Annotated in this window: 19 protein-coding genes; 4 read left to right on the top strand and 15 right to left on the bottom strand. The window is 70.8% G+C overall.

What is annotated here, in order from left to right:
• Positions 1 to 185 precede the first annotated feature (185 nt).
• From AC1DWR_RS02655 to AC1DWR_RS02615, 9 genes are read right to left on the bottom strand one after another with little or no spacing between them, the layout of a single operon-like run.
• On the bottom strand, positions 186 to 947 hold the full coding sequence (locus tag AC1DWR_RS02655; RefSeq protein ID WP_477623583.1) for a cell division protein FtsQ/DivIB: 762 nt from the start codon (positions 945 to 947) through the stop codon (positions 186 to 188).
• Positions 944 to 2,380, bottom strand: coding sequence for a UDP-N-acetylmuramate--L-alanine ligase (gene murC / locus AC1DWR_RS02650; protein WP_477623582.1), 1,437 nt, complete (start codon positions 2,378 to 2,380; stop codon positions 944 to 946). Before murC ends, AC1DWR_RS02655 begins: the two co-directional genes overlap by 4 nt.
• Positions 2,377 to 3,492 carry an undecaprenyldiphospho-muramoylpentapeptide beta-N-acetylglucosaminyltransferase gene (gene murG / locus AC1DWR_RS02645; RefSeq protein WP_477623581.1) on the bottom strand — a complete coding sequence of 372 codons (1,116 nt, stop codon included), beginning with the start codon at positions 3,490 to 3,492 and terminating at the stop codon, positions 2,377 to 2,379. Before murG ends, murC begins: the two co-directional genes overlap by 4 nt.
• Complete coding sequence (gene ftsW, locus AC1DWR_RS02640) at positions 3,492 to 4,787, bottom strand: putative lipid II flippase FtsW (RefSeq protein WP_477613310.1); 1,296 nt, start codon at positions 4,785 to 4,787, stop codon at positions 3,492 to 3,494. Before ftsW ends, murG begins: the two co-directional genes overlap by 1 nt.
• Before the next feature lie 2 nt (positions 4,788 to 4,789).
• Positions 4,790 to 6,307, bottom strand: coding sequence for a UDP-N-acetylmuramoyl-L-alanine--D-glutamate ligase (gene murD / locus AC1DWR_RS02635; protein ID WP_477623813.1), 1,518 nt, complete (start codon positions 6,305 to 6,307; stop codon positions 4,790 to 4,792).
• A gap of 11 nt (positions 6,308 to 6,318) precedes the next feature.
• Entirely contained in the window at positions 6,319 to 7,401 is a 1,083-nt protein-coding gene (gene mraY, locus AC1DWR_RS02630; protein WP_477613311.1) for a phospho-N-acetylmuramoyl-pentapeptide-transferase, read from the bottom strand.
• Entirely contained in the window at positions 7,398 to 8,846 is a 1,449-nt protein-coding gene (locus AC1DWR_RS02625) for a UDP-N-acetylmuramoyl-tripeptide--D-alanyl-D-alanine ligase (RefSeq protein ID WP_477623580.1), read from the bottom strand. Before AC1DWR_RS02625 ends, mraY begins: the two co-directional genes overlap by 4 nt.
• On the bottom strand, positions 8,843 to 10,411 hold the full coding sequence (locus AC1DWR_RS02620) for a UDP-N-acetylmuramoyl-L-alanyl-D-glutamate--2,6-diaminopimelate ligase (protein ID WP_477623579.1): 1,569 nt from the start codon (positions 10,409 to 10,411) through the stop codon (positions 8,843 to 8,845). The genes AC1DWR_RS02625 and AC1DWR_RS02620 overlap by 4 nt, the downstream gene beginning before the upstream one ends.
• 17 nt (positions 10,412 to 10,428) lie before the next feature.
• On the bottom strand, positions 10,429 to 12,213 hold the full coding sequence (locus AC1DWR_RS02615) for a peptidoglycan D,D-transpeptidase FtsI family protein (RefSeq protein WP_477623578.1): 1,785 nt from the start codon (positions 12,211 to 12,213) through the stop codon (positions 10,429 to 10,431).
• Here AC1DWR_RS02615 and AC1DWR_RS02610 point away from each other — a divergent pair.
• Positions 12,191 to 12,379, top strand: a complete 189-nt coding sequence (locus tag AC1DWR_RS02610) for a hypothetical protein (RefSeq protein ID WP_477623577.1) — start codon at positions 12,191 to 12,193, stop codon at positions 12,377 to 12,379. The two genes, AC1DWR_RS02615 and AC1DWR_RS02610, sit on opposite strands and share 23 nt — an antisense overlap.
• A 198-nt stretch (positions 12,380 to 12,577) precedes the next feature.
• Here AC1DWR_RS02610 and ftsL read toward each other — a convergent pair whose 3' ends face one another.
• From ftsL to mraZ, 3 genes are all read right to left on the bottom strand, one after another.
• Positions 12,578 to 13,153: a cell division protein FtsL gene (ftsL, locus tag AC1DWR_RS02605; RefSeq protein WP_477623576.1), complete on the bottom strand. Its 576-nt coding sequence runs from the start codon at positions 13,151 to 13,153 to the stop codon at positions 12,578 to 12,580.
• Positions 13,154 to 13,227: 74 nt separating this feature from the next.
• Positions 13,228 to 14,220 (bottom strand): 16S rRNA (cytosine(1402)-N(4))-methyltransferase RsmH, encoded by a 993-nt coding sequence (rsmH, locus tag AC1DWR_RS02600; protein ID WP_477623575.1) that lies wholly within the window; start codon positions 14,218 to 14,220, stop codon positions 13,228 to 13,230.
• 241 nt (positions 14,221 to 14,461) lie between these two features.
• A complete protein-coding gene (gene mraZ / locus AC1DWR_RS02595) occupies positions 14,462 to 14,893 on the bottom strand; it encodes a division/cell wall cluster transcriptional repressor MraZ (protein ID WP_477613318.1) in 432 nt (143 codons plus the stop codon).
• Between the two features lie 386 nt (positions 14,894 to 15,279).
• Here mraZ and AC1DWR_RS02590 point away from each other — a divergent pair, with 386 nt between their 5' ends.
• Genes AC1DWR_RS02590 through AC1DWR_RS02580 form a run of 3 tightly spaced genes read left to right on the top strand, consistent with a single transcriptional unit; the run spans position 15,280 to position 19,990 of the window.
• Positions 15,280 to 16,344: an AAA family ATPase gene (locus AC1DWR_RS02590; protein WP_477613319.1), complete on the top strand. Its 1,065-nt coding sequence runs from the start codon at positions 15,280 to 15,282 to the stop codon at positions 16,342 to 16,344.
• An 8-nt stretch (positions 16,345 to 16,352) separates the two neighbouring features.
• The gene (locus AC1DWR_RS02585; protein WP_477623574.1) at positions 16,353 to 17,615 is read left to right on the top strand and encodes a DUF58 domain-containing protein; all 1,263 of its coding nucleotides are present in this window, start codon (positions 16,353 to 16,355) and stop codon (positions 17,613 to 17,615) included.
• Positions 17,612 to 19,990, top strand: a complete 2,379-nt coding sequence (locus AC1DWR_RS02580; protein WP_477623573.1) for a transglutaminase TgpA family protein — start codon at positions 17,612 to 17,614, stop codon at positions 19,988 to 19,990. Before AC1DWR_RS02585 ends, AC1DWR_RS02580 begins: the two co-directional genes overlap by 4 nt.
• Before the next feature lie 64 nt (positions 19,991 to 20,054).
• Here the strand turns inward: AC1DWR_RS02580 and AC1DWR_RS02575 are convergent, their stop codons facing one another.
• The 3 genes from AC1DWR_RS02575 to AC1DWR_RS02565 are packed head-to-tail and all read right to left on the bottom strand — an operon-like array spanning position 20,055 to position 21,967.
• Complete coding sequence (locus AC1DWR_RS02575; RefSeq protein ID WP_477623572.1) at positions 20,055 to 20,819, bottom strand: ABC transporter permease; 765 nt, start codon at positions 20,817 to 20,819, stop codon at positions 20,055 to 20,057.
• A gap of 9 nt (positions 20,820 to 20,828) precedes the next feature.
• Entirely contained in the window at positions 20,829 to 21,587 is a 759-nt protein-coding gene (locus tag AC1DWR_RS02570; protein ID WP_477623571.1) for an ABC transporter ATP-binding protein, read from the bottom strand.
• On the bottom strand, positions 21,584 to 21,967 hold the full coding sequence (locus AC1DWR_RS02565) for a DUF1048 domain-containing protein (protein WP_477623570.1): 384 nt from the start codon (positions 21,965 to 21,967) through the stop codon (positions 21,584 to 21,586). The genes AC1DWR_RS02570 and AC1DWR_RS02565 overlap by 4 nt, the downstream gene beginning before the upstream one ends.

The raw sequence follows: 21,967 nt of genomic DNA, 5'->3' as shown, positions 1-21,967 counted from the left end.
GATGCCTACGTTTCGGTGTCGCCGACGCTATGCGTCACATGGGTCGCAGGGCAACCTGATCGACCGCGTGTCGCAGCACAGATTCACCCGATTCAGCAGTTTTCCGCGGGGTCGTCGGACGGTCTGTCACACCCGTCACTTCAGCCCCACAGGCCACAGTCTGTCACGAGCTGCGGGTGTCGCCCTCAGCGGGTGACAGGCGTGCTGGGAGCGCTGACATCGATCAGGGCCGGCCGCGACCTGAGCAGAGCGGTCATGATCGCCACCTTGCGCTCCGGCTCGTCGACTCCGCCCCAGACCACGGAGGTCCGGCCGATCATCAGCGTGACGAGGTTCGCGCTGCTGACGGTGATGTTGGTGACCCGCTTCTGCGTCGCCGCGGGGAGCGCCTTCAGGACGCTGACCGCAGCGGCGAGGGCATCCCGGGACAGGGCGGCTGTCGTCGCGGCGTTGACGGTCGGGACGCCCCGCGGAGGGGTGCTGACCTGGGCATAAGCCATCCCTGTCTCATCTACAACCTGTAGTTGACCTTGAGGGTTTTTGACCACGAGGAACGGTTGCCGGGGGCTCGCGTGGATGACCAGCGTGCTGGGCCAGGACCGCTCGATCGAGACGTCCGCCACGGTGGCCCGCTCGGCCACCCGGGCGGCCACGGCGGCACTGTCGACCCGCGCCAAGGGCTCCCCCAGCGGCACCCTGGCCATGGCCCTGATGGCTGCGACCTCCGCGTCGGGGACCCCGACCACCTCGACGGTGCGGACGGCGAGGACCGGGCTGAACCCGACCACCCACCCGAGGAGCACCACGACCGCGAGGCCGGCGGCGGCATACCCGAGCAGCCGGAGGGGGCGCTGGCGCACCTCGTGGGCCCGGCGCTGGAACCGCGCACGTGACGACGCGAGGCCCGTGCGACCCACGCGACCGCTGGACCCGGGATGGCGGCTCATGCCTGGCCGAGGGCGCGCAGGATCTCGGGCCCGATCATCGTCACGTCCCCGGCACCCACCGTGATGACGAGGTCCCCCTCGCGGGCCAGACCGGCCACGTGCTCGGCCACGGCCGACCAGGACGGGATGACGATGACGTCCGCGTCCGGACGCAGCTCACGCAACGCGTCGGCGACGAGCTGGGACGAGACGCCCGGCATGGGGTCCTCCCGCGCGGCATAGATCTCCATGAGGACGACCACGTCAGCGGGCCGCAGCGCCGCCGCGAACTCGCGGGCGAAGTCACGCGTACGCGAGTAGAGGTGGGGCTGGAAGACGACGACGAGCCGCCCCTCGCCGGCCAGGTCCGCGCCCGTCCCCACGACGGCCGCGACCTTGCCGGGGTTGTGGGCGTAGTCGTCCACCACCGAGACACCGGCCGCCGACCCCTTGGGCTCGAACCGGCGCCGGGTGCCGGTGAAGCCGAACAGCCCGTCCAGCACGCGGGTGGGGTCCTGGCCGAGGCCGTCGACGGCCACGGTGTAGGCGGCAGCGGCGTTGAGCAGGTTGTGGCGACCGGGGATGTTGATCCGCAGGTTCCGCGCGACGCCGTCGGGTCCGGTGACGGTGACCCGACCCATCAGCCCCCGGAACACCTCGTCGCGCAGGACGACGTCGGCCTCGCTCGACCATCCGTAGGTGAGCACCCGCCTGCCTGCCGCTCGCGCTGCCAGCGCCAGCTCGCGGGACCCCTGGTCGTCCTGGCAGGCGACGAGCAGTCCACCCTCGAGGATCGACGCCGCGAACGCGGTGTAGGCCTCCTGCACGCGCTCGAAGGTTCCGTAGAAGTCGAGGTGGTCCGGCTGCACGTTGGTGACGACCGCCACCTCGGGTCGATAGACGAGGAACGAACCGTCGCTCTCGTCGGCCTCCGCGACGAACACCTCGCCGGTGCCCCAGTGCGCGTTGGTGCCGTGCTTGGCGAGCTCACCGCCGGCCGCGAAGGACGGGTCGACGCCACAGTGCTGGAGCGCGACCGTCAGCATCGAGGTCGTCGTGGTCTTGCCGTTGGCCCCCGCGACGGCCACGCGCCGCGAGTCGGCCATGGTGCTCGCCAGGGCCTGTGAGCGGTGCAGCACGCGCAGGCCCGCCGCGCGGGCGGCCGCCAGCTCGATGTTGGACTCGCGGATCGCCGAGGAGATGACCACGGTGTCCTTGCCCTCGACGTATGCCGCGTCGTGGCCGACGTGCACCTCGGCGCCTTCCGCGGCGAGGGCGGCGAGCACCGGGGACTGCTTGGCGTCGGAGCCGCTGACCGCGCACCCCCGGGCCAGCATCACGCGTGCCACGCCGGACATGCCGGCGCCACCGATGGCGATGAAGTGGATCGAGCCGAGGTCCCCCAGAGGAGGCACGGGCTCAGTGAAGTCGAAGCGTTCGTTGGAGCCGTTCATCGTTGCCGCGCAAGGGAATCCGTGAAGGCAGCCACCACCAGGTCAGCCAGGAGCTCGTCGGCGCCGCGCTCCCCCGTTGCTGCCGAGGCGGCAGCCATGGCGTCGATCCGGTCGCGGTCCGACACCAGGGGCACCAGGGTGCCGTCGACCCAGGCGGGTGTGAAGGCAGCGTCCTCGACCAGTAGGCCACCACCGGCGGCGACCACGTCGGCGGCGTTGAACCGCTGTTCGCCGTTGCCGATGGGCAGCGGGACGTAGACGGCCGGCAGCCCCACGGCGGTCAGCTCACAGACGGTGTTGGCGCCCGCGCGGGCGACCACCAGGTCGGCCGCTGCATAGGCGAGGTCCATCCGGTCGGCATAGGGGGCGACGACGTAGGGCGCGCCCGTTCCGCTGTTGTCGGCGACGAACTCCTTGCCGGCACCGGTGAGGTGCAGCACCTGCACGCCCGCCGCGCGCAGGGTCGCCGACCGCGCCTCGAACGTCGTGTTCAGCCGCTGCGCCCCGAGCGAGCCACCGGTGACGAGCACCGTCGGCCAGTGTGGTTCCAACCCGAAGTGGGCCAGAGCCTCCGGGCGCACCGCGGCGCGATCGAGCTGGGCGATCTCGCGACGCAGGGGCATGCCGATCGCGGTCGCGTGGGCGAGCTTCGTGCTGGCGAAGGTCGTGGCCACGAAAGGGGTCATCCGGGCGCCGACGCGGTTGGCCAGACCGGCACGGGCGTTCTGCTCGTGCACGACGATCGGGACGTGTCGGCGACGGGCTGCGAGGTAGGCGGGGGTCGAGACGTAGCCACCGAAGCCGACGACCACCTGGGCACCGGACTGCTCGATGGCCCGTTCGGCGGCCGCGACCGCCGCGCGCAGGTTGCCGGGGAGGCGGAGCAGGTCAGCGGAAGGCCTGCGGGGCAGCGGCACCTTGGGGACGGTCATCAACGGGTACCCGCGGTCGGGTACCAGCCGCGCCTCGAGGCCCGTCTCCGTGCCCAGAGCGGTGATGACGACCTCGGGGTCACGACGGCGCAGGCAGTCGGCGAGGGCCAGGAGGGGCGAGACGTGACCAGCCGTCCCGCCACCGGCCAGCAGGACCGACCTGGGTGACTCAGGGGACATCAGCGCCGACCCCGACGCCCGGGCAGGACCGCGAGCGAGCGGCGGACCACGGACGGTTTGGCCGACAGTGCCTCGGAACAGCCGGGTTCCTTGCGGGCAAAGGACAGCAGCATCCCGAGGGCGAACATCGTGGTCATCAGTGACGACCCGCCGTAGGAGACGAGCGGGAGCGGCACCCCGATCACGGGGAGCAGCCCGATCACTGCACCGATGTTGATGATGGCCTGGACCACGATCCATGCCATCACGCCAGCGGTCGCGACGCGCACGAAGGTGTCGTCGGTGCGCAGGACGATCCGGTAGCAGACCAGGGCCAGGGCGCAGAACAGCCCGAGCAGCACCAGGGTGCCCGGCAGCCCGAGCTCCTCACCGAGGATGGCGAAGATGAAGTCGTTGTGGGCCTCGGGCAGCCACTGCCACTTCTCGCGACTGGCGCCGAGGCCGACCCCCCACCAGCCACCGTCGGCGAGGGCGTAGCGGCCGTGCAGTGGCTGGCGGTAGGCACCGTACTCGTTGGTGTCCTTGCCGAGCCAGACGTCGAACCGGGCCAACCGGTTCGGGCTCGTGACGACCATCGTCACGGCGAGGGCCGCGAAGAGGGAGCAGCCGTAGACGAACATCCGGCGCGGCACCCCCGCGGCGAACAACAGTCCCGCGACGATGCCGCCCATCACCATGACCGTGCCGAGGTCGTGACCGAGCAGGACCAGGCCGATCGTCCCCGCCGCGACCGGGACGAGGAACGGGATGAGGACGTGCCGCATCTGGCCGAGCAGCCTGCGCTTGGCGGTGAGGACGGTGGCCCCCACGAGGATCAGCCCGATCTTGGCGAACTCCGACGGCTGCAGGGTGACCGGACCCAGGGCCAGCCAGTTGCGGTTGCCGTTGACGGACACCCCCAGCGGTGTGAAGACGAGGAGCTGGAGCAGCAGCGAGCCGACCAGGATCGGCACCGCCAACGCCTTCCACGCCCGTGGTGGGATCCGCACGGCGACGATCATGGCGATCGCACCCATGGCCGCGAACTGCAGCTGTTTGCGGAAGAAGACGTAGGGGGTGGCGTTGTCGGTCTGGACCAGCGACTTCACCGAGGAGGCGGACAGGACCATGATCAGGCCGATGACCACCAGCACCACGGTCACGCTGAGCAGGACGTAGTAGCTCGTGACCGGCGAGTCGAGTCGCTGCAGCCAGCCTCCGACCCGGCCCGGCTCCCCCTGGGTCGAGGACGCGCGGTTCGAGGAGGCGTGCGACGCGGTCCGCGCCCCGGGGGGCGAGGTCGTGGCACTGCTCACGGCTAGTCTCCTGCGGACCCGGCGTGGCGTGCGACCGCCGCAGCGAAGGCATCGCCTCGGGCACCGTAGTTGGGGAACATGTCCATCGAGGCCGCTGCCGGGGCGAGCAGCACGACGTCGCCGGGCTGGGCGAGCTCGGCCGCGCGCGCGACGACGGTCTCCATGACTCCAGTGTCCGTGCTCGACACGTCGACGACGGGGACATCCGGCGCGTGTCGGGCCAACGCCTCGGCCAGCCGGGCGCGGTCCGCGCCGATGAGGACGACGCCGCGCAGCCGCTCGGCCGCCTCGCGGACGAGGTCGTCGACGTCGGCGCCCTTGAGCAGGCCGCCGGCGATCCAGACGACGTGCTCGAAGGCGTGCAACGACGCAGACGCCGCGTGGGGGTTCGTCGCCTTGGAGTCGTCGACGTAACGGACCCCGTCGACCTCGCCGCAGTCGGCGATGCGGTGCGGGTCGGGGGTGAAGGCCCTCAGCCCGTCGCGGACGGCCAGCGGGGCCACGCCATAGGCCCGGGCCAGTGCCGCCGCCGCCAGGGCGTTGGCCAGGTTGTGCGGTGCCAGGGTCGCCGCGCTGCCGCGGACGTCGTCGAGGGTGGCCAGCTCGGCGGCCGAGGTCTTGCGCTGCTCGACGAAGGCCCGGTCGGCGAGGATGTCGTCGACGACGCCGACCATCGACAGCCCAGGCGTGCCGAGGGTGAAGCCGATCGCGCGACAGCCCTCCTGCACCTCGGCGTCCTCGACGAGCCGCTCGGTGACGGGGTCCTGCACGTTGTAGACGCAGGCGACCTTGGTCCGCGCGTAGACCTTGCCCTTGGCGCGCTGGTACTCCTCCATCGATCCGTGCCAGTCGACGTGGTCCGGGGCGACGTTGAGGCACACCGAGGCGTAGGGGGCGATCGAGTCCGACCAGTGCAGCTGGAAGCTGGACAGCTCCACCGCGATCACGTCGTAGGGCTCGGGGTGCAGCACCGCCTCGAGGATCGGCGTGCCGACGTTGCCGGCAGCCGTGGCGCGGAGCCCGGCCGCCCTCAGCATCGACGCGAGCATGGTGACCGTGGTCGTCTTGCCGTTGGTGCCGGTGATGGTCAGCCAGGGTGCCGGGCCGACCTCCGCACGCATCCGCCAGGCGAGCTCCACCTCGCCCCAGACAGGTATGCCGGCCTGCGCAGCTGCCAGGAGCAGCGGCTGGTCCGGGCGCCACCCGGGTGAGGTGACGACGAGGTCGGGAAGCGGGCCGTCCGGCAGGTCCGCGACGTGGTCCGGACCGAGGCGCACGTCCACCCCGAGGATGTCGAGGATGCGCGCGCGCTCCCCCAACGCCGTGGTGGCGGCGGGGTCGCCACCGTCCACGGCCACCACCCGCGCGCCGCGCTCGTGCAGCGCGTCGGCAGCGGCGAAGCCGCTGACACCGAGACCGGCGACGAGCACGGACAACCCGCCCCAGTCGGCCGAGGCACTCGTCAGGCCGTCGAGCCGGCCGCCGACGGCGCCGTTGCTGCCACTGCCGGGACCCGAGATCGGTCCAGTGCTCACGCCGCGCCCACGACCCACTCTGCGTAGAACAGTCCGAGGCCGAGAGCGACGAACAGCCCGGCGATGATCCAGAACCTGATGACGATGGTGACCTCGTTCCACCCGAGCAGCTCGAAGTGGTGCTGCAGTGGCGCCATGCGGAAGACGCGTTTGCCGGTCAGCTTGAACGAGCCGACCTGGATGATGACCGAGAGCGTGATCGCGACGAACAGGCCGCCGAGGATGACGACGAGCAACTCGGTGCGGGTCGTGATCGCCAGTCCGGCGAGCAGTCCGCCGAGCGCGAGGGATCCGGTGTCGCCCATGAAGATCTTGGCCGGCGACGCGTTCCACCACAGGAACCCGAAACACGCCCCCATGGCCGCGGCGGCCACGACCGCAAGGTCTCGTGAGTCGCGCACCTCGTAGCACTTGAGGCCGGGGGTGTTCTGGCAGTTCTGGTTGCCCTGCCAGATGCCGATGAGCACGTAGGCCGCGAACACCATCACCGAGGCTCCGGTCGCGAGGCCGTCGAGCCCGTCGGTGAGGTTCACGCCGTTGGACGTGCCCGCGATCATGATGTTGGCCCAGATGATGAACAGGATCAGCCCGAGCAGCGTGCCGGCGAACGCGAGGTCGAACCCGGTGTCACGCACGAACGAGATGTGCGTCGAGCCCGGGGTGCGGTTCTTGCTGTTGGGAAACTGAAGCACCAGCACGGCGAACACGACGGCGACCAGGGTCTGGCCGATGAGCTTCTCGCGCGACCGGAGCCCGAGGCTGCGCTGCTTGGAGATCTTGATGTAGTCGTCGAGGAACCCGACGAGCCCCAGTCCTGCCATGAGGAACAGGACGAGCACTCCGCTCCAGGTCAGCGGGGTGCCCGTGAGCAGGTGCGCGAGGCCGTATGCCGCGAGGCTGGACCCGATGATGACCGCGCCACCCATGGTGGGCGTCCCGCGCTTGGTGTGGTGCGAGGTCGGGCCGTCGTCGCGGATGAACTGGCCGTAGCCGCGGCGGACGAGGAACTTGATGAACATCGGGGTGCCGAAGAGCGCGCCCACGAGGGAGATGACGGCCGCGAGCAGCACCGCCTTCACGTCGTGCCCTCCTCGCTGTTGGCTGCGCCGCTGCCGGCCAGTCTGTCTCCGAGCCACCGTAGTCCGGCATCACGGCTGGACTTGAACAACACGACGTCACCAGGCCGAAGTTCTTCGGCCAGCAGATCGTAGGCGGCGTCGGCATCCGGCACCCACACGGCCTCGTCGCCCCAGGACCCCTCGTGCTGCGCCCCGGTCGCCATCGGGCGGGCGGTGTCACCCACCACGACGAGCCGGGAGATGTTGAGCCGCACCGCGAGTCGCCCGATGGCGTCGTGCTCCGTGGTCGAGTCCTCGCCGAGCTCGAGCATCGACCCGAGAACCGCCCACGTGCGGCGTGCCGGCGTGGTGTCGTCGTGGCCGCGGCCGCCACCCATCGCCACCAGTGCCTTGAGGGCCGCTCGCATCGAGTCGGGGTTGGCGTTGTAGGCGTCGTTGACCACGGTCACGCCGTCGGGACGCTCGGTGACCTCCATCCGCCAGCGTGACGCCGGCACCGCTGTGGCCAGGGCGGCCACGATGTCGGCGAGGGCCATCCCGCACTCGAGCGCTGTCGCGACGACGGCCAGGGCGTTGCCGACGTGGTGCTCGCCGTGCAGCGGGAGGGTGACCCGGGCGCTGCCCTCCGGCGCGGCCACGGCGAAGGACGGTCGACCCCGCTCGTCGAGGGTGATCTCGGTCGCGCGGACGTCGGCCTCGGGTCCCGTGCCGACGAGCTGCACGCGGGCGGTGGTCTTCGATGCCATGGCGCGGACGACGGGGTCGTCCGCGTTCAGCACGGCGAGCCCACCGGGGGGCAGGGCCTGGACGAGCTCGGCCTTGGCGACGGCGATCGCCTCGCGAGAGCCGAACTCCCCCACGTGGGCGGTGCCTACGTTGAGCTCGATCCCGATGCTGGGCGGGGCGATTCGCGTGAGGTAGTCGATGTGACCAACCCCGCGGGCACCCATCTCGACCACGAGGAACCGGGTCTGCGGCGTCACCCGGAAGACCGTGAGGGGCACGCCGACCTCGGAGTTCAGGGAACCCACGGGCGCCACGGTCGGCGCCACGCCCGACAGGACGCTGGCGAGCAGGTCCTTGGTCGAGGTCTTGCCGGAGGAGCCCGTGATGCCGATGACCGTCAGGTCGGGATGCCTGTCGACGACCGCACGGGCCAGCGAGGCCAAGCCGGCCTGGATGTCCTCGACGACGACGCACGGGAGGTCGTCGACCGGCCTGGTCGTCATCGCCGCGACGGCCCCGAGTCCCGCGGCCGAGGAGACGAACTGGTGGCCGTCCATCTGCTCACCGATGCGGGCGACGTAGAGGCCGCCCGCTCCGGCCTCGCGAGAGTCGGTGACGACCGGTCCGTCGATGACCAGCGCGGCTGCCGCGATGTCGTCCAGACCCTCAAGCCGGCCGCCCGTGATCTCGGCAATCTCCTTGAGCGACAACGGGATCATCGGCTGCCACCACCCTGTGTCCGACGGGCCGCGGTCAGCGCATCCAGGGCCTGACGTGCCTCGTCGCGGTCGTCGAACGGGTACACGGTGCCGGCGATCTCCTGTCCCGTCTCGTGACCCTTGCCGACGACGGCGACCACACTCCCCGGTCCGGCGTCGTGGGCAGCACGGACGGCCTCGGCGATGGCCGCCGCCCGCCCGTCGACGTCGAGGAGCCGGGCGTTCGTCCCCGCCTCTCGCGCGCCTTCGAGCACGGCGGCGCGGATGGCCTCGGGAGGTTCGGACCGGGGGTTGTCGTCGGTGACGACGACGACGTCGGCTCCCAGCGCTGCCGCGCGTCCCATGGCGGCGCGCTTGCCCCGGTCTCGGTCCCCACCGGCGCCCAGCACGACCACGAGGGCACCGGTCGTCGCGGGCCGCAGCGCCTTGAGCGCTGCGGCGACCGCGTCGGGGGTGTGTGCGTAGTCGACCACCACGAGCGGCAGGCCCAGGTCGGCGGGGGTGGCGAGGTCGACGTCCACCCGCTCCATCCGGCCGGGGACGTGCGGGTCGACCAGGAGCGCCCGCTCGGCCTCCTGCGGTTCGATCCCCCCAGCCACCAGGGCGAGTGCCGCCATCGCCGTGTTGACGCGGTTGAAGTCGCCGGGCAGGGCAGATCGCAGGTGAAGGGTCGTCACCCCATCGGATAGCGTGAACGAGGAGGGGTCTTGCTCGTCCGACACGACCCGCCAATCAGCGTCGACCTCGGCCAGAGAGGTCAGCGTCGTCACAGGCACCGTGGCCAGGGTGCTCAGCTCGCGACCCCACTCGTCGTCGACGCACACGATCCCGCGCCGTGAGCGTTGCGGGGTGAAGAGCCCTGCCTTGGCCAGGAAGTAGTCACGCATCGTGGCGTGGAAGTCGAGGTGGTCCTGCGAGAGGTTGGTGAACAGCGCGACGTCGTAGACCACCCCGTCCACCCGGTGCTGGCTCAGGGCGTGGCTCGACACCTCCATCACGCAGGAGTCGATGGCCCGCTCGGACATCACCGCCAGCAGTGCGTGCAGCACGGTGGCCTCCGGCGTCGTGCGGACGCTCTTGACCCGCTCGTCGCCGATGCGCGTCTCGACGGTGCCGATCAGGCCGGTGGTGTGGCCGAGCGCCGTGAGGGCCGAGTTGACGAGGTAGGCCGTGGTGGTCTTGCCGTTGGTCCCCGTCACGCCGTACATCTGCAGCGGGAGGTTGCCGGTGCCGTAGACGAGGGAGGCCGCGAGTCCGACGATGCTGCGTGGCTGCTCGACGACGACGCGGGGCAGGTCCGCCACGCCCTGGGCGTCGAGGACGTCGAGCCCTGCCTCGTCCGTGAGGACGGCGACCGCACCCGCCTCCCGCGCCCCCGCGGCATACCTCGCACCGTGGGCGTTGGCACCTGGAAGGGCGGCGTAGAGGTCTCCGGGCACGACGTCCTGGGAGGACAGGCTCACCCCTGTGACCTCGCGGTCCTCACCGACCAGCGTGCCCCCGACGAGGGAGGCCACGGCGGAGAGCGGGGTCGCGTGCGGGGACGACGGACGGGGGGATGGCACGGACAGCGAGCCTACCCTCAGCGGGAGGAGCTGGATGCGCCCGACCTGCGGTCGCGGATGACGCTCAGGTCGCTGGCGGCCGGGACCTTGCTGGGGCGGATCTTGGCCACCGGCGACGCCGTCCCCGTGGGCGGGATCTGCAGCTCCTGCAGCGCATAGGTCATGACGTCGTGGAACACCGGGCCGGCGACCACACCACCGAAGTAGCCCTTGATCGGCCGTTGCAGGGTCACCGCGACGACGATCTCCGGGTCGTCTGCCGGTGCGAAGCCGATGAAGCTCGCCGTCTTGCCCGAGTAGTGGCCGACGCGGGCGTCGTACCGGTCGGCGGTGCCGGTCTTGCCGGCCACCCGGTAGCCGGCGATCTTGGCCTCCGGCGCCGTGCCCTCCTTGGTGACGACGCCTTCGAGCATGTCGCGCACCTGCTTGGCGGTGCCGGGTGAGACGACCTTGACCGGTGCCGACTTGGCGGCCGGGGTGAACCCGCCCTTGCCGTCGCCGGTGGCGGCCACGATCCGCGGCGGGATGCGCACGCCGTCGTTGGCGATGGTCTGGAAGACGCCGGCGGCCTGGAGCGCGTTCACCGACAGGCCCTGGCCGAACAGCACGGTGTAGCGCTGCGACCCGCTCCAGTCCTTGACGTTGGTCAGCAGGCCGGGACCCTCACCGGGGAAGCCCATCCCCGATGTCTGGCCGAGGCCGAACTTCCTGAAGTAGTCGTACATCGTCGGCGCCTTGACCTTCTCACCGGCCAGGATGGTGCCGATGTTGCTGGACTGCGCGAGAACCCCGGCAAAGGTGAGGTACTCGGTCGGGTGGTCGTGGCTGTCCTTGAACTCCGTGCCCGCGCGGTGGATCCGGTTGGGGACCTCGACGACGTCCGAGGGGGTCACGACACTCTCCTCGAGAGCGGCTGCAGCGGTGATCACCTTGCCGGTGGACCCGGGCTCGTAGACGTCGTTGAACGCCTTGTTGGTCCAGTTCTCACTCGACTGGCCGGGCTGGTTGGGGTCGAAGGTCGGATAGGACGCGACGGCCAGCAGCTCCCCCGTCTTGACGTTCTCCACGACGACCGTGCCCGACAGCGCCTGGGTCTCGATGACCTTCTGGGCGACGGCGTTCTGGGCGAACCACTGCAGGTCGGAGTCGATGGTGAGCTGGACCCCTCGGCCCGGCACGGGGTTGATCGTCTCCTGCCGCGCGTTGGGGATCGGCCGACCGTCCTGGGACTGCTCGAAGATGGTCTTGCCCGACTTGCCCCTGAGGGTCTTGTCCATGAGGACCTCGAGGCCGGCACCGGCCGTGCCGTCGGACTGGACGAAGCCGACCAGGGCCGAGGAGGCCGTGGCGGTGGGATAGACACGGTCGGAGGTGGCCTCGGAGTAGATGCCGTTGATCCCCAGCTCGGAGATCTTGCGCCAGTTGAGCGGGGTGACGTTCTTCTGCAGCACCCGGTACTTGGCGTTGCCCGTGAGCTCTCGCGTCAGGGTCTCGACGGAGATGCCCAGCAGCGGCGAGAGGTCCTGGGCGGCCCCGGCCACGCCCACCTTGCTCCGCACGCCGTCAACCGTCTTGACGTACTGCGGCACCGCGGTCTGGTCGACGGTCACCGTGCGGCGCTCGATGCTCGAGGCGAGGATCGTGCCGTTGCGGTCGGTGATCGACCCGCGCATGGCCGGCAGCGCAATGGTCGCCGTGCGCGAGGACTGCGCGTTCTTGGACACCGCCGAGGCGTCAAAGCCCTGCAACCGCAACAGCTGCGCGCCGAAGATGCTGAAGATGAAGAGCACCGCGATCGTCATGGTGCGCATCCGCCGGCGCGGGCTGGAGGCGCCGAGGCTGACCCGGCGACGGGCTGGCGGGCGCGGCGGTGCCGGAGGGCGCGGCGCCGGGCGAGAGCTCGACTTCGCCGCCCTGGCGGGGCGCGCGGGCGATGCCGGATTGGCGGCCTTGCGAGGTCCTGGCTGACTTCGCGCGGTCTCTGTGCGCGGCTGACCTGCCTTGGGGTTCGGCGCGCCGGTGCGGGGGCCGCGAGGACGCGAGGACGCAGTGGGGCGCGGGGCTCCGGGGCGGCTGCCTCGGGTCTGCGTCACTGGGTACCTCTCGTCCTGTCCTGTAGTCGTCTGGTGGTGCTGGTCGAGTCGTGGTGCTGGTCGAGTCGTGGTGTCAGCGGCCGGGGGTGGGTGTGGTGGCCGGCTTCTTCGCCGGGGCCTTGGTCGTCGTGGTGCTCGTCGTGGTGGTGGTCCTGGCGTTGACGCTGGTCACGGTGGTCACGACCGAGCCGTCGGGCTTGGTGACCACCACGGTCGTCGTCGTCACATCCCCCTTCTTCGTGACGGTCGTCGCCGGACTGCTGCTCCTGGCCGGACCGGACTTCGCCGACGGCGCCTGTGGAGCTGTCACCACGGTAAAGCCGCCGTCCTTCGCCGCCGGCTTCGCCACGCCGAGGACCTTGCCGTCCGAGAGGCGGAGGAACGCGGCGGAGTCGGCCGGGACCATGCCGAGCCGCGTGGCCCGGGCTGCGAGGTTGGCCGGGCTCCGCTGGGCGTCGATGGCCTGCGTCAGGGCGTCCTGGGTGTCGGCGAGCTCACCCGAGGTCGACTGGAGGTTGTGCAGGGTGAACGACCCCTCGGCCATGGCGGTGTTGAGCATGAGCAGGCCGAACAGCCCCGCGCAGAGCAGGGTCATGCACAGCGCGGCAAAGAAGCCGTTGCCCGGGTGCCCGACGGCCGCAGGAACCACCCTCAGGGGCTGCGGGGGCGCGACCCTCCTGGCGGGTGCCCGAGATGCGACCCTCGCGGTCGCAGTCTGCTGGCTCATCGGTTGTTTCCCTTCGTGGTGGCGACAGTGGGTCGGGTGCGCTCGGCCGCGCGCAGGCGCACCGAGGCGGATCGGGGGTTGGCGGCCTGCTCAGCGGGGCTGGCCTCCTCGGCGCCGCGGGTGAGCAGGCGCAGGTATGCCGCGTGCTCCGGCAGTTCCACCGGCAGGCCTTGGGGGCTGCTCCCCTTGGCACCGGCCGAGAGCTCGCGCTTGGTGATGCGGTCCTCGAGCGAGTGGTAGGACAGGACTGCGATGCGGCCACCGACGGCCAGGGCGTCGATCGCCCGCGGGAGGGCGTCGGCCCACACCGAGAGCTCGGCGTTGACCTCGATGCGCAGGGCCTGGAAGGTGCGCTTGCCCGGGTGGCCGCCGCTCTTCTGGGAGGCCGCCGGGACGACCTTCTTGAGCAGCTCGACAAGACGACCCGATGTGGTGAACGGCGCCTGCTCACGTTCGCGGACGATGGCGCCGACGATCTTGCGGGCGAACCGCTCCTCACCGAACTCGCGCAGCACCGTCTCGAGCGCCGCCGGGTCGTAGGTGTTGAGCACCTCGGCGGCGGTCAGGCCTGTGGACTGGTCCATGCGCATGTCCAGCGGGGCGTCCTGGCTGTAGGAGAAGCCGCGGTCGGTCTCGTCGAGCTGGAGCGAGGAGACGCCCAGGTCGTAGAGCGAGGCGTCCACGTGGTCGACCCCGGCCTCGGCGAGGGCCCGCGGCACCTCGTCGTAGACGGCGTGGACGAAGGTGACCTGCGCGGCATACGGAGCAAGGCGTTCGGCGGCCAGCGCGAGCGCCTCCTGGTCGCGGTCGATGCCCACGACGTGCGCGTTCGGACAGCGCTCGAGGATCGCCTGTGCGTGCCCGCCCATCCCGAGGGTGCCGTCGAGGTACACCGCTCCGGGCTCCGTGAGGGCCGGGGCGAGCAGTTCGACGATGCGGTCGCGGAGCACAGGAATGTGCCGGTCTGCGGCCATTCCTCGTGCGTTCATCGACATCTCCTGCGGGACGGTGCTGGTGGTGCGGTGGGATCGTGCTGGGTGCTGCCGTGCTGGGTGCTGCCGTGCTGGTGCTGGTGCTGGTGCTGGTGGTGGTTGCCGTGGTGGTGCGGGGGCCCTGCGGTCAGGTCCCCATCCGCTTCAAGGGATGCGGCCCGGGGCGGGGGAAGTCGTCCCGGGATGCGAAGCGGCTGGAGACCTGGCTGCAGGGGCCGACGGTCAGCGAGCTCGGGGATCAGAGGAGTCCGGGGATGACCTCCTCGGACTGGTCGGAGAAGCCCTGTTCGGTGCTCTCGAGGTAGGTGTTCCAGCTGTCGGTGTCCCAGACCTCGACCCGGGAACCCGCACCGATGACGGTGCACTCGCGGGTCAGGCCGGCGTAGGCCCGCAGGTTGGCGGGGATCGTGACCCGACCCTGCTTGTCGGGCACCTCGTCCGAGGCGCCGGACAGGAAGACGCGGGTGAAGTCACGGACGGCCTTGCTCGTGGTCGGCGCGGCCTGCATCTGCTGGGTGACCTTGAGGAACTCGTCCATCGGGAAGACGTAGAGGCACCGCTCCTGGCCCCGGGTCACCACCAGGCCGTCGGACATCCGCTCGCGGAACTTCGCGGGGAGGAAGAGGCGGCCCTTGTCGTCGAGTCGGGGGCTGTGCGTACCGAGAAACATCGCGCCCACCTCCCCTGCCGACCCGTCCGAGGACCCCACGGCCCTCTGGTTTCCCCCACTTTACTCCACAATCGGCCACCACTACCTCACTTTCCCCACAATTTGCGAGGGAATCACGATATTTCTGCAGGTCAGATCGGTGGTGGAAAGTGGTGCGGATCTAACAACACTTCGGCGAATTGGCCCTCCCGGGCACCCCCGTGCACCCCCCGACCACCCGGACCACGGGGCAGCGTGAGCTCGGGGACACCGATCCGGCGGCTGCGCGGCGCCGAACGACCCCCTGCAGCCGCCACGAGAGGTCACGAGACGGCATACCCCCTTCTTTGGTGGTGCGATGTGGGGGAAGATCGATCGACCACCCGGAGGGGCGCAACGTGGCGGCCATGGGGACGACGGAAGGACAGCCGGTGCAAGGCAGGCACGAGGACCAGGCAAGGCCAACACCCGTGGGCACGACCAAGCCCGACACGTTGCTCTCACTCCCGGCGGGGTCCCCCGCGTCACTGGGGCAGGTCACCGAGGTCGCCGGACGGCTCGCCCGCGCCATCAACACGGTGATCGAGGGCAAGCCGGACGTCGTGCACACCGCCATCACCGTCCTGCTCGCCGAGGGACACCTGCTCCTCGAGGACGTCCCCGGCGTCGGCAAGACGATGCTCGCCAAGACGCTCGCGCGGTCGATCGACTGCTCGGTCCGACGGGTGCAGTTCACCCCCGACCTGCTGCCGAGCGACATCACCGGCGTGAGTGTGTTCAACCAGGACGTGCGCGACTTCGAGTTCCGTCCGGGCGCGATCTTCGCGAACGTCGTCGTGGGCGACGAGATCAACCGTGCCTCGCCCAAGACGCAGTCGGCCCTGCTGGAGTCGATGGAAGAGGGACAGGTCACGGTCGACGGCCAGACCTACGACCTCCCCAAGCCGTTCATCGTGATGGCCACCCAGAACCCCATCGAGATGGAGGGGACCTATCCGCTGCCCGAGGCCCAGCGCGACCGCTTCATGGCGCGCATCTCCCTCGGCTACCCCTCGGCGCGCGCCGAGGTGGCGATGCTCGACAGCCACGGACAGGTGTCTCCGCTGGAGACGCTCAGCCCGGTCACCGACGCCGCCACCGTCTCGGCCATGGTCCGGGCGGTCCGCTCGGTCTTCACGAGCGACGCCATCAAGCAGTACGTCGTCGACCTGTCAGCGGCCACCCGGTCCAGCTCGGCGCTGCGGCTGGGCGCCTCCCCGCGGGCCAGCCTGCACATGCTGCGCGCCGCCCGCGCCCACGCGGCACTGGAGGGCCGCGACCACGTGCTGCCCGACGACGTGCAGGCCATCGTGCTCCCGGTCCTCGCCCACCGCATCATCCCCACCGGCGAGACGCAGCTGGCCCGGCGCAGCACCGGTGAGGTGTTGCAGGACCTCATGCGCCGAGTGCCCGTCCCCGCTGCCGGTCGCTGAGGCGCGCCGTGCGTCGGGTTCGCGACCTGCTCACCACCCGCGGGCGAGCGTTCGTCGCCGCGGGAGTCACGTTGGTGCTGTGCGGAACTGGGCTCGGTTTCACCGACCTCACCCGCATCGGCGTGCTGCTCGTGGCGTTGCCCCTCCTGAGTGGGCTGCTCATGCGTCGCCACGACCTGCGGTTCGCCCTGGAGCGCACCGCCGTGCCGGGTCGGATCCAGGTCGACGAGCAGTCCCTGGTCACGCTCGGCATCGAGAACGCCGGGGGCGCCGCCAGTCCCCTGCTGATGGCCGAGGAGCAGCTGGACTACGCCCTCGGTGACCGGCCGCGGTTCGTCGTGCCGAGGCTGCGCCGTGGCGACCGCCAGGAGGTGCACTACTCGGTGCGATCGCACGTCCGGGGCCGCCACCGCCTCGGACCCCTCGGCGTCCGCCTGCGCGATCCCTTCGGCCTGAGCACCCGGGTTGCCGCGATCTCCGGATCCAGCGACATCCTCGTCCTGCCCAAGCTCGTCCCGCTCGGAGGCGGCCAGCCCCCGGGTAGCGGAGTGGGCGCCGAGGGCGCGATCCCGCACATGGTCGCCCTCCACGGCGAGGACGACGTCTCCATCCGTTCCTACCGAGATGGCGACGACCTGCGCCGCATCCACTGGCCGGCGACGGCCAAGACGGGCGAGCTGATGGTCCGTCAGGAGGACCGCCCCGCGCGCCGGCGTGCAGCGATCGTGCTCGACTCCCGCGCCCGTGGCCACCACGGCTCGGGCACCTCGGGCTCGTTCGAGTGGGCCGTGACCGCGTGCGCCTCCGTGGCCGCCCACCTCCTCGACCAGGGGTATGCCGTGCACCTCATCAGCGACGAGACCGCCGAGGACAGCCGAGCCGCCACCGCGATGGAGGTCGACCCGCTCCTGGACGTGCTGGCCATGGCCGAGGCCGGGTCGGACGACCAGTTCGCCGACGTGTTGCAGGCCGCCCACCCGGTGACGGCGCCCGGCGGACTCATCCTCGCCGTGGTGACCGACCTCGACGAGGAGCTGGCCCGCCGTGTTGCCTCACTGCGGCAGCCCGGCGGTACGGCCCTGGCCATCGTGCTGGACCCGGACGGGTTCACCACGACGCGGCGCAGCCGGGCAGGGACCGCCGACGAGCTCACCTGTGTACCAGTGCTGCGCGGCGCGGGGTGGGCCGTGGCTGTCGTGGGCGCCGGCGACGACCTCCCCTCCGTGTGGGGCGTCCTGTCCGGCACGACGAGCCGGGTGGGTGTGGCATGAGCCGCGGTCGCACCGCGGACTCCGTGATCGCCGGAGCCGCCTCCGCCGTGGTCGCCTGGCCGCTCACCACCTTGTTCACGCCCAACACGTGGATCCGCCCGATGCTGGCCATGGTCTTCGCGGTGGTCGTCATCGGGATCGTCTTCCGGATGGTCACCAGCTCCTGGGTCGCCATCGCCGCCGCCCAGCTCGCCGGGGTCGTCCTCGCCGCGGCCTGGGTCTTCGGCCGCGGCCACCTCTGGCACGGGCTGCCCACCCCTGACATGGTGCTGGCCTTCAACAACCTCCTCGTCGATGCGCGCGAGACGATCCAGAACTATGCCGCACCCGCCCCGACCAACCGCGGAATCACCTTGGCCATCGGCCTCGCGATCGGCGTCGTGGCCATGGTCGTCGACCACCTGGCCGTGATGCGTCGCTCCCCCGCACTGGCCGGTCTTCCGCTGCTCACCGCCTACCTGATCTCCGCCTCCAACTCCGGCGACTCCCTGCACCCGATGTTCTTCGTCGCGGCCGGTGGGCTGTGGCTGCTCATGCTCGGACGCCAGGGCATCGCCTCGCTGCGACGGTGGAGCACCACCGTGCCGATGAGCACCACGGGCACGGGCAACTCCGACGACCGCGACGGCGCCTACGGGTATGCCGCGGTGGGCCGGACCCTGGCCGTCGCGGGGCTGGCGGCAGCCATCGTCGTTCCCGTGGTCATCCCCCACTTCCCGACGCGTTACCTCATCGACGGCCTGGGCCGGTCCAGCGGGGCCACCGGTTTCAGCGACGGTCAGATCGGCCTCAAGTCGACCCTCGACCTCACCAAGAGCCTCAGCAGCCCGTCCAAGGCACCGGTCCTGAGCTACACCACCAACGCCGCGATCCTGACGCCGCTGCGCGTCGGGGTGCTCGACACCTACATCGCCGACAACTGGCGACCTGACCCCGACGACATCGACTACGGCCGTCGCACCACCCTCGATCCGCCACCCGACCTGGCCCCCGAGGTCCCGCGGGAGACCTACCGCGTGTCCGTCGAGAACTCCCGGATCGAGGCGCCCCAGATCGCCGCGCCGACGCCGCTGGTGTCCGCCGACCTCGGCCGCGCGACCTGGGGCCTGGACCGCAACACCTCGGTCGCCACGGTCACCCGAGCCGTGCGGTCCTACAGCTTCTCCTACCTCGCACTGAACCCGACACAGGAGTCGCTGGCCCAGAGCCGGCAAGGGGCCAGCGGCAGCTTCCTGCGGGACGACCTGCAGGTCGACCCGGCCTCGCAGGAGATCGTCAGCCAGCTGGTCAGCGACATCGTCCCGCAGAACGCCTCCCGCATCGAGGCCGCGCGCGCGATCCAGAAGTACCTCCGTGCGGACGGGGGCTTCAGCTACTCCCTCAAGCTGCCGACCACGGTCACGAACGCGTCCGGCCAGGAGGTGCGGCCCGATGCCATCACCCTCTTCCTGCGGTCGAAGGTCGGCTACTGCGTTCAGTTCGCCACGGCCATGGTCATGATGGCCCGCGAAGCCGGGATCCCGGCCCGCATGGCGATCGGGTTCCTGCCGGGCACCGCCGACCGCGGCACCTACACGGTGCGCTCGTCCGACGCGCACGCCTGGCCCGAGCTCTTCTTCGACCGCATCGGCTGGCTGCGGTTCGAACCGACCCCCTCGGGCACGCAGAACACCGTCGCCCCGTCCTACTCGCTCGCCCCCACCACCCCCGGCAGCGGCAACCCCGCCACCAACACCGCCACGGGTGGCGCCACGGGGAGCCCCACCCGCCCCGGCGACCGCAACGACCCGGGTGCCACGGACCCGGCCAACACCAACGGCAGCGGCTCCGACTTCGGCGGCTGGTTCGGATCGCGCACCCGGACCACCGCGCTGTGGATCGTGCTCGGACTGCTCGGCGGGGTCCTCGGGTCGCTCGCCGTGCCACTCGCCGCCCGTGGTCGGCTGCGCCGCCGGCTGCGGCACGCGCCCGACGAGTCGACCCGCGTCGAGATCGAGTGGCAGGCCATGATCGAACGGATCGGCGACCTCGGCGTGATCCCTCCACGGGGCAGCACCCCGCGTCAGGCCGGTCGCTTCTACCAGCGCGAGGCCTACCTCGAGGGGGAGCAGACGGAGGCACTCAACCGGGTGGTCACCGGCGTGGAACGCTCGCGCTACGCCCCTCCCGGGGCGACCATCTCCGACATCCGTGCCGACACCCACACCGTGGTCAAGGCAGTCTCCGGTGTGCGCAGACGCAAGGACCGGCTCCGCGCTGCCTGGTGGCCCACCGACGGCCTGATCGAGTGGCGCGAGCGCCGTGCCGCCGTAGGACGCCTCCTACGCCGACCCGTGGATCGCATCCAGGACTGGCGCGCCGAACGTCGGGGCTAGGCGAACGTCCGGGCTGGGCGAACGTCCCGGCCAGGGCGAACGAGAGGACTGACGACGTCAGGACTCACCCGGCGATCTTGCGGCGGTAGGTGAGCATGGCGAACGTGTAGGCGACCACGAGGATGGCGACGCACCAGGCGAGGGCGACCCACAGGTCGGTGCCCACCTGCTGCTGGGCGAACAGGTCCCGGATGGCGTTGACGATGGAGGTCACCGGCTGGTGCTCGGCGAAGGCGCGCACCGGGCCGGGCATGGTGTCGGTGGGCACGAACGCCGAGCTGATGAACGGCAGGAAGATGAGCGGGTAGGAGAACGCACTCGCCCCGTCCGCGGAGGTCGCGGAGAGGCCGGGGATGACGGCGATCCAGGTCAGCGCCAGGGTGAAGAGCACCAGGATCCCGGCGACCCCGAGCCACGCCAGCACGCTCGCCCCCGAGCGGAAGCCCATCAGGAGCGCGACGAGCACGACCACCACCACCGAGACCAGGTTGGCGACCAGCGAGGTCAGCACGTGCGCCCACAGCACGGACGACCGCGCGATCGGCATGGACTGGAACCGTTCGAAGATGCCGCCGGACATGTCGAGGAAGAGCCGGAACGCGGTGTAGGCGATCCCCGAGGCGATGGTGATGAGCAGGATGCCAGGCAGCAGGTAGTTCACGTAGGAGTCAGACCCTGACGCGATCGCGCCACCGAACACGTAGACGAACAGCAGCATGAAGGCGATCGGCATGACCGTGGTGGTGATGATGGTGTCCAGGCTGCGCGTGATGTGGCGCAGGGACCGGCCCAGCAGGACGGTCGTGTCGCCGAAGAAGTGCGTGGTCATCGGTGCTCCTCAGGAGTTCGTGCCGACGAGGGCGAAGAAGACGTCCTCGAGGGTGGGTTGCTTCTCGACGTACTCGACCGTGGCCGGCGGCAGCAGCTGCTTGAGCTCGGCGAGGGTGCCGTTCACGATGATCCGGCCCTCGTGGAGGATCGCGATCCGGTCGGCGAGCTGTTCGGCCTCGTCGAGGTACTGCGTCGTGAGCAGCACCGTCGTGCCGTGCGCGGCGAGCTCCTTGACGGCCTGCCAGACCTCGATGCGCGCCTGGGGGTCGAGCCCGGTCGTCGGCTCGTCCAGGAAGACGACCGGCGGACTCCCGATGAGGCTCATGGCGAGGTCGAGGCGGCGGCGCATGCCGCCCGAGTACGTCGACACCCTCCGACTCGCCGCGTCGGTCAGTGCGAACCGTTCGAGCAGCCTGGCTGCGACCACGCCGGGGTCCTCGAGGTGCCGCAGCCGTGCTACGAGGACGAGGTTCTCCCGTCCGGTGAGGATCTCGTCGACGGCGGCGAACTGTCCGGTCAGGCTGATGGACTCACGCACCCGGGCCGGGTGGGTGCCCACGTCTTGGCCGTCGATGACAGCCGTCCCCGCGTCGGCCTTGAGCAGCGTGGCGAGGATGCGCACGACCGTGGTCTTGCCCGCCCCGTTCGCCCCGAGCAGGGCGAAGATGGTTCCCGCCTCCACCTCGAAGTCGACACCTCGGAGCACCTCCAGGTCCTGGTACGACTTCTCGAGGCCCCGCACCTGGATGGCAGCATCGGTCGTCATCGGTCCTCACCTTCCTGGGCGTCGCTTTCCTGGGCGTCGTCGATCGCCTTGGTGAGGCGGGCGCGCTCCTTGTCGATCCACCGGGTGCCGGTGTAGGCCTGCGCGAACGCCTCGGCGAAGTCGACGGGGTCCTCGCCCACGATGGCCCGCACAGGGGTTCCGTCGGCAGCCGCCCGGTCCCAGAGGTCCGCGAGGTCTCCCAGCATCGTGACGGCGATGGTGCCGTCCGTGATGCCCCCGTAGTACATGAGGTACCGCTGCACGGCCTTTGCTGCAGCGCCGTACGGTTCCGGCAACGCGTCGATGCGGGCCTTGTACGCCCGGTACTGCTTCTTCTGCTCCCACGAGCCGGTGACGGTCTCGATCCACTTGGCGGCCAT

It is taken from the genome of Pedococcus sp. P2_E2 (genome assembly GCF_056403955.1).
Note: the sequence above shows the minus strand (reverse complement) of the source record. Positions and strands in the feature narration are given on the sequence as shown.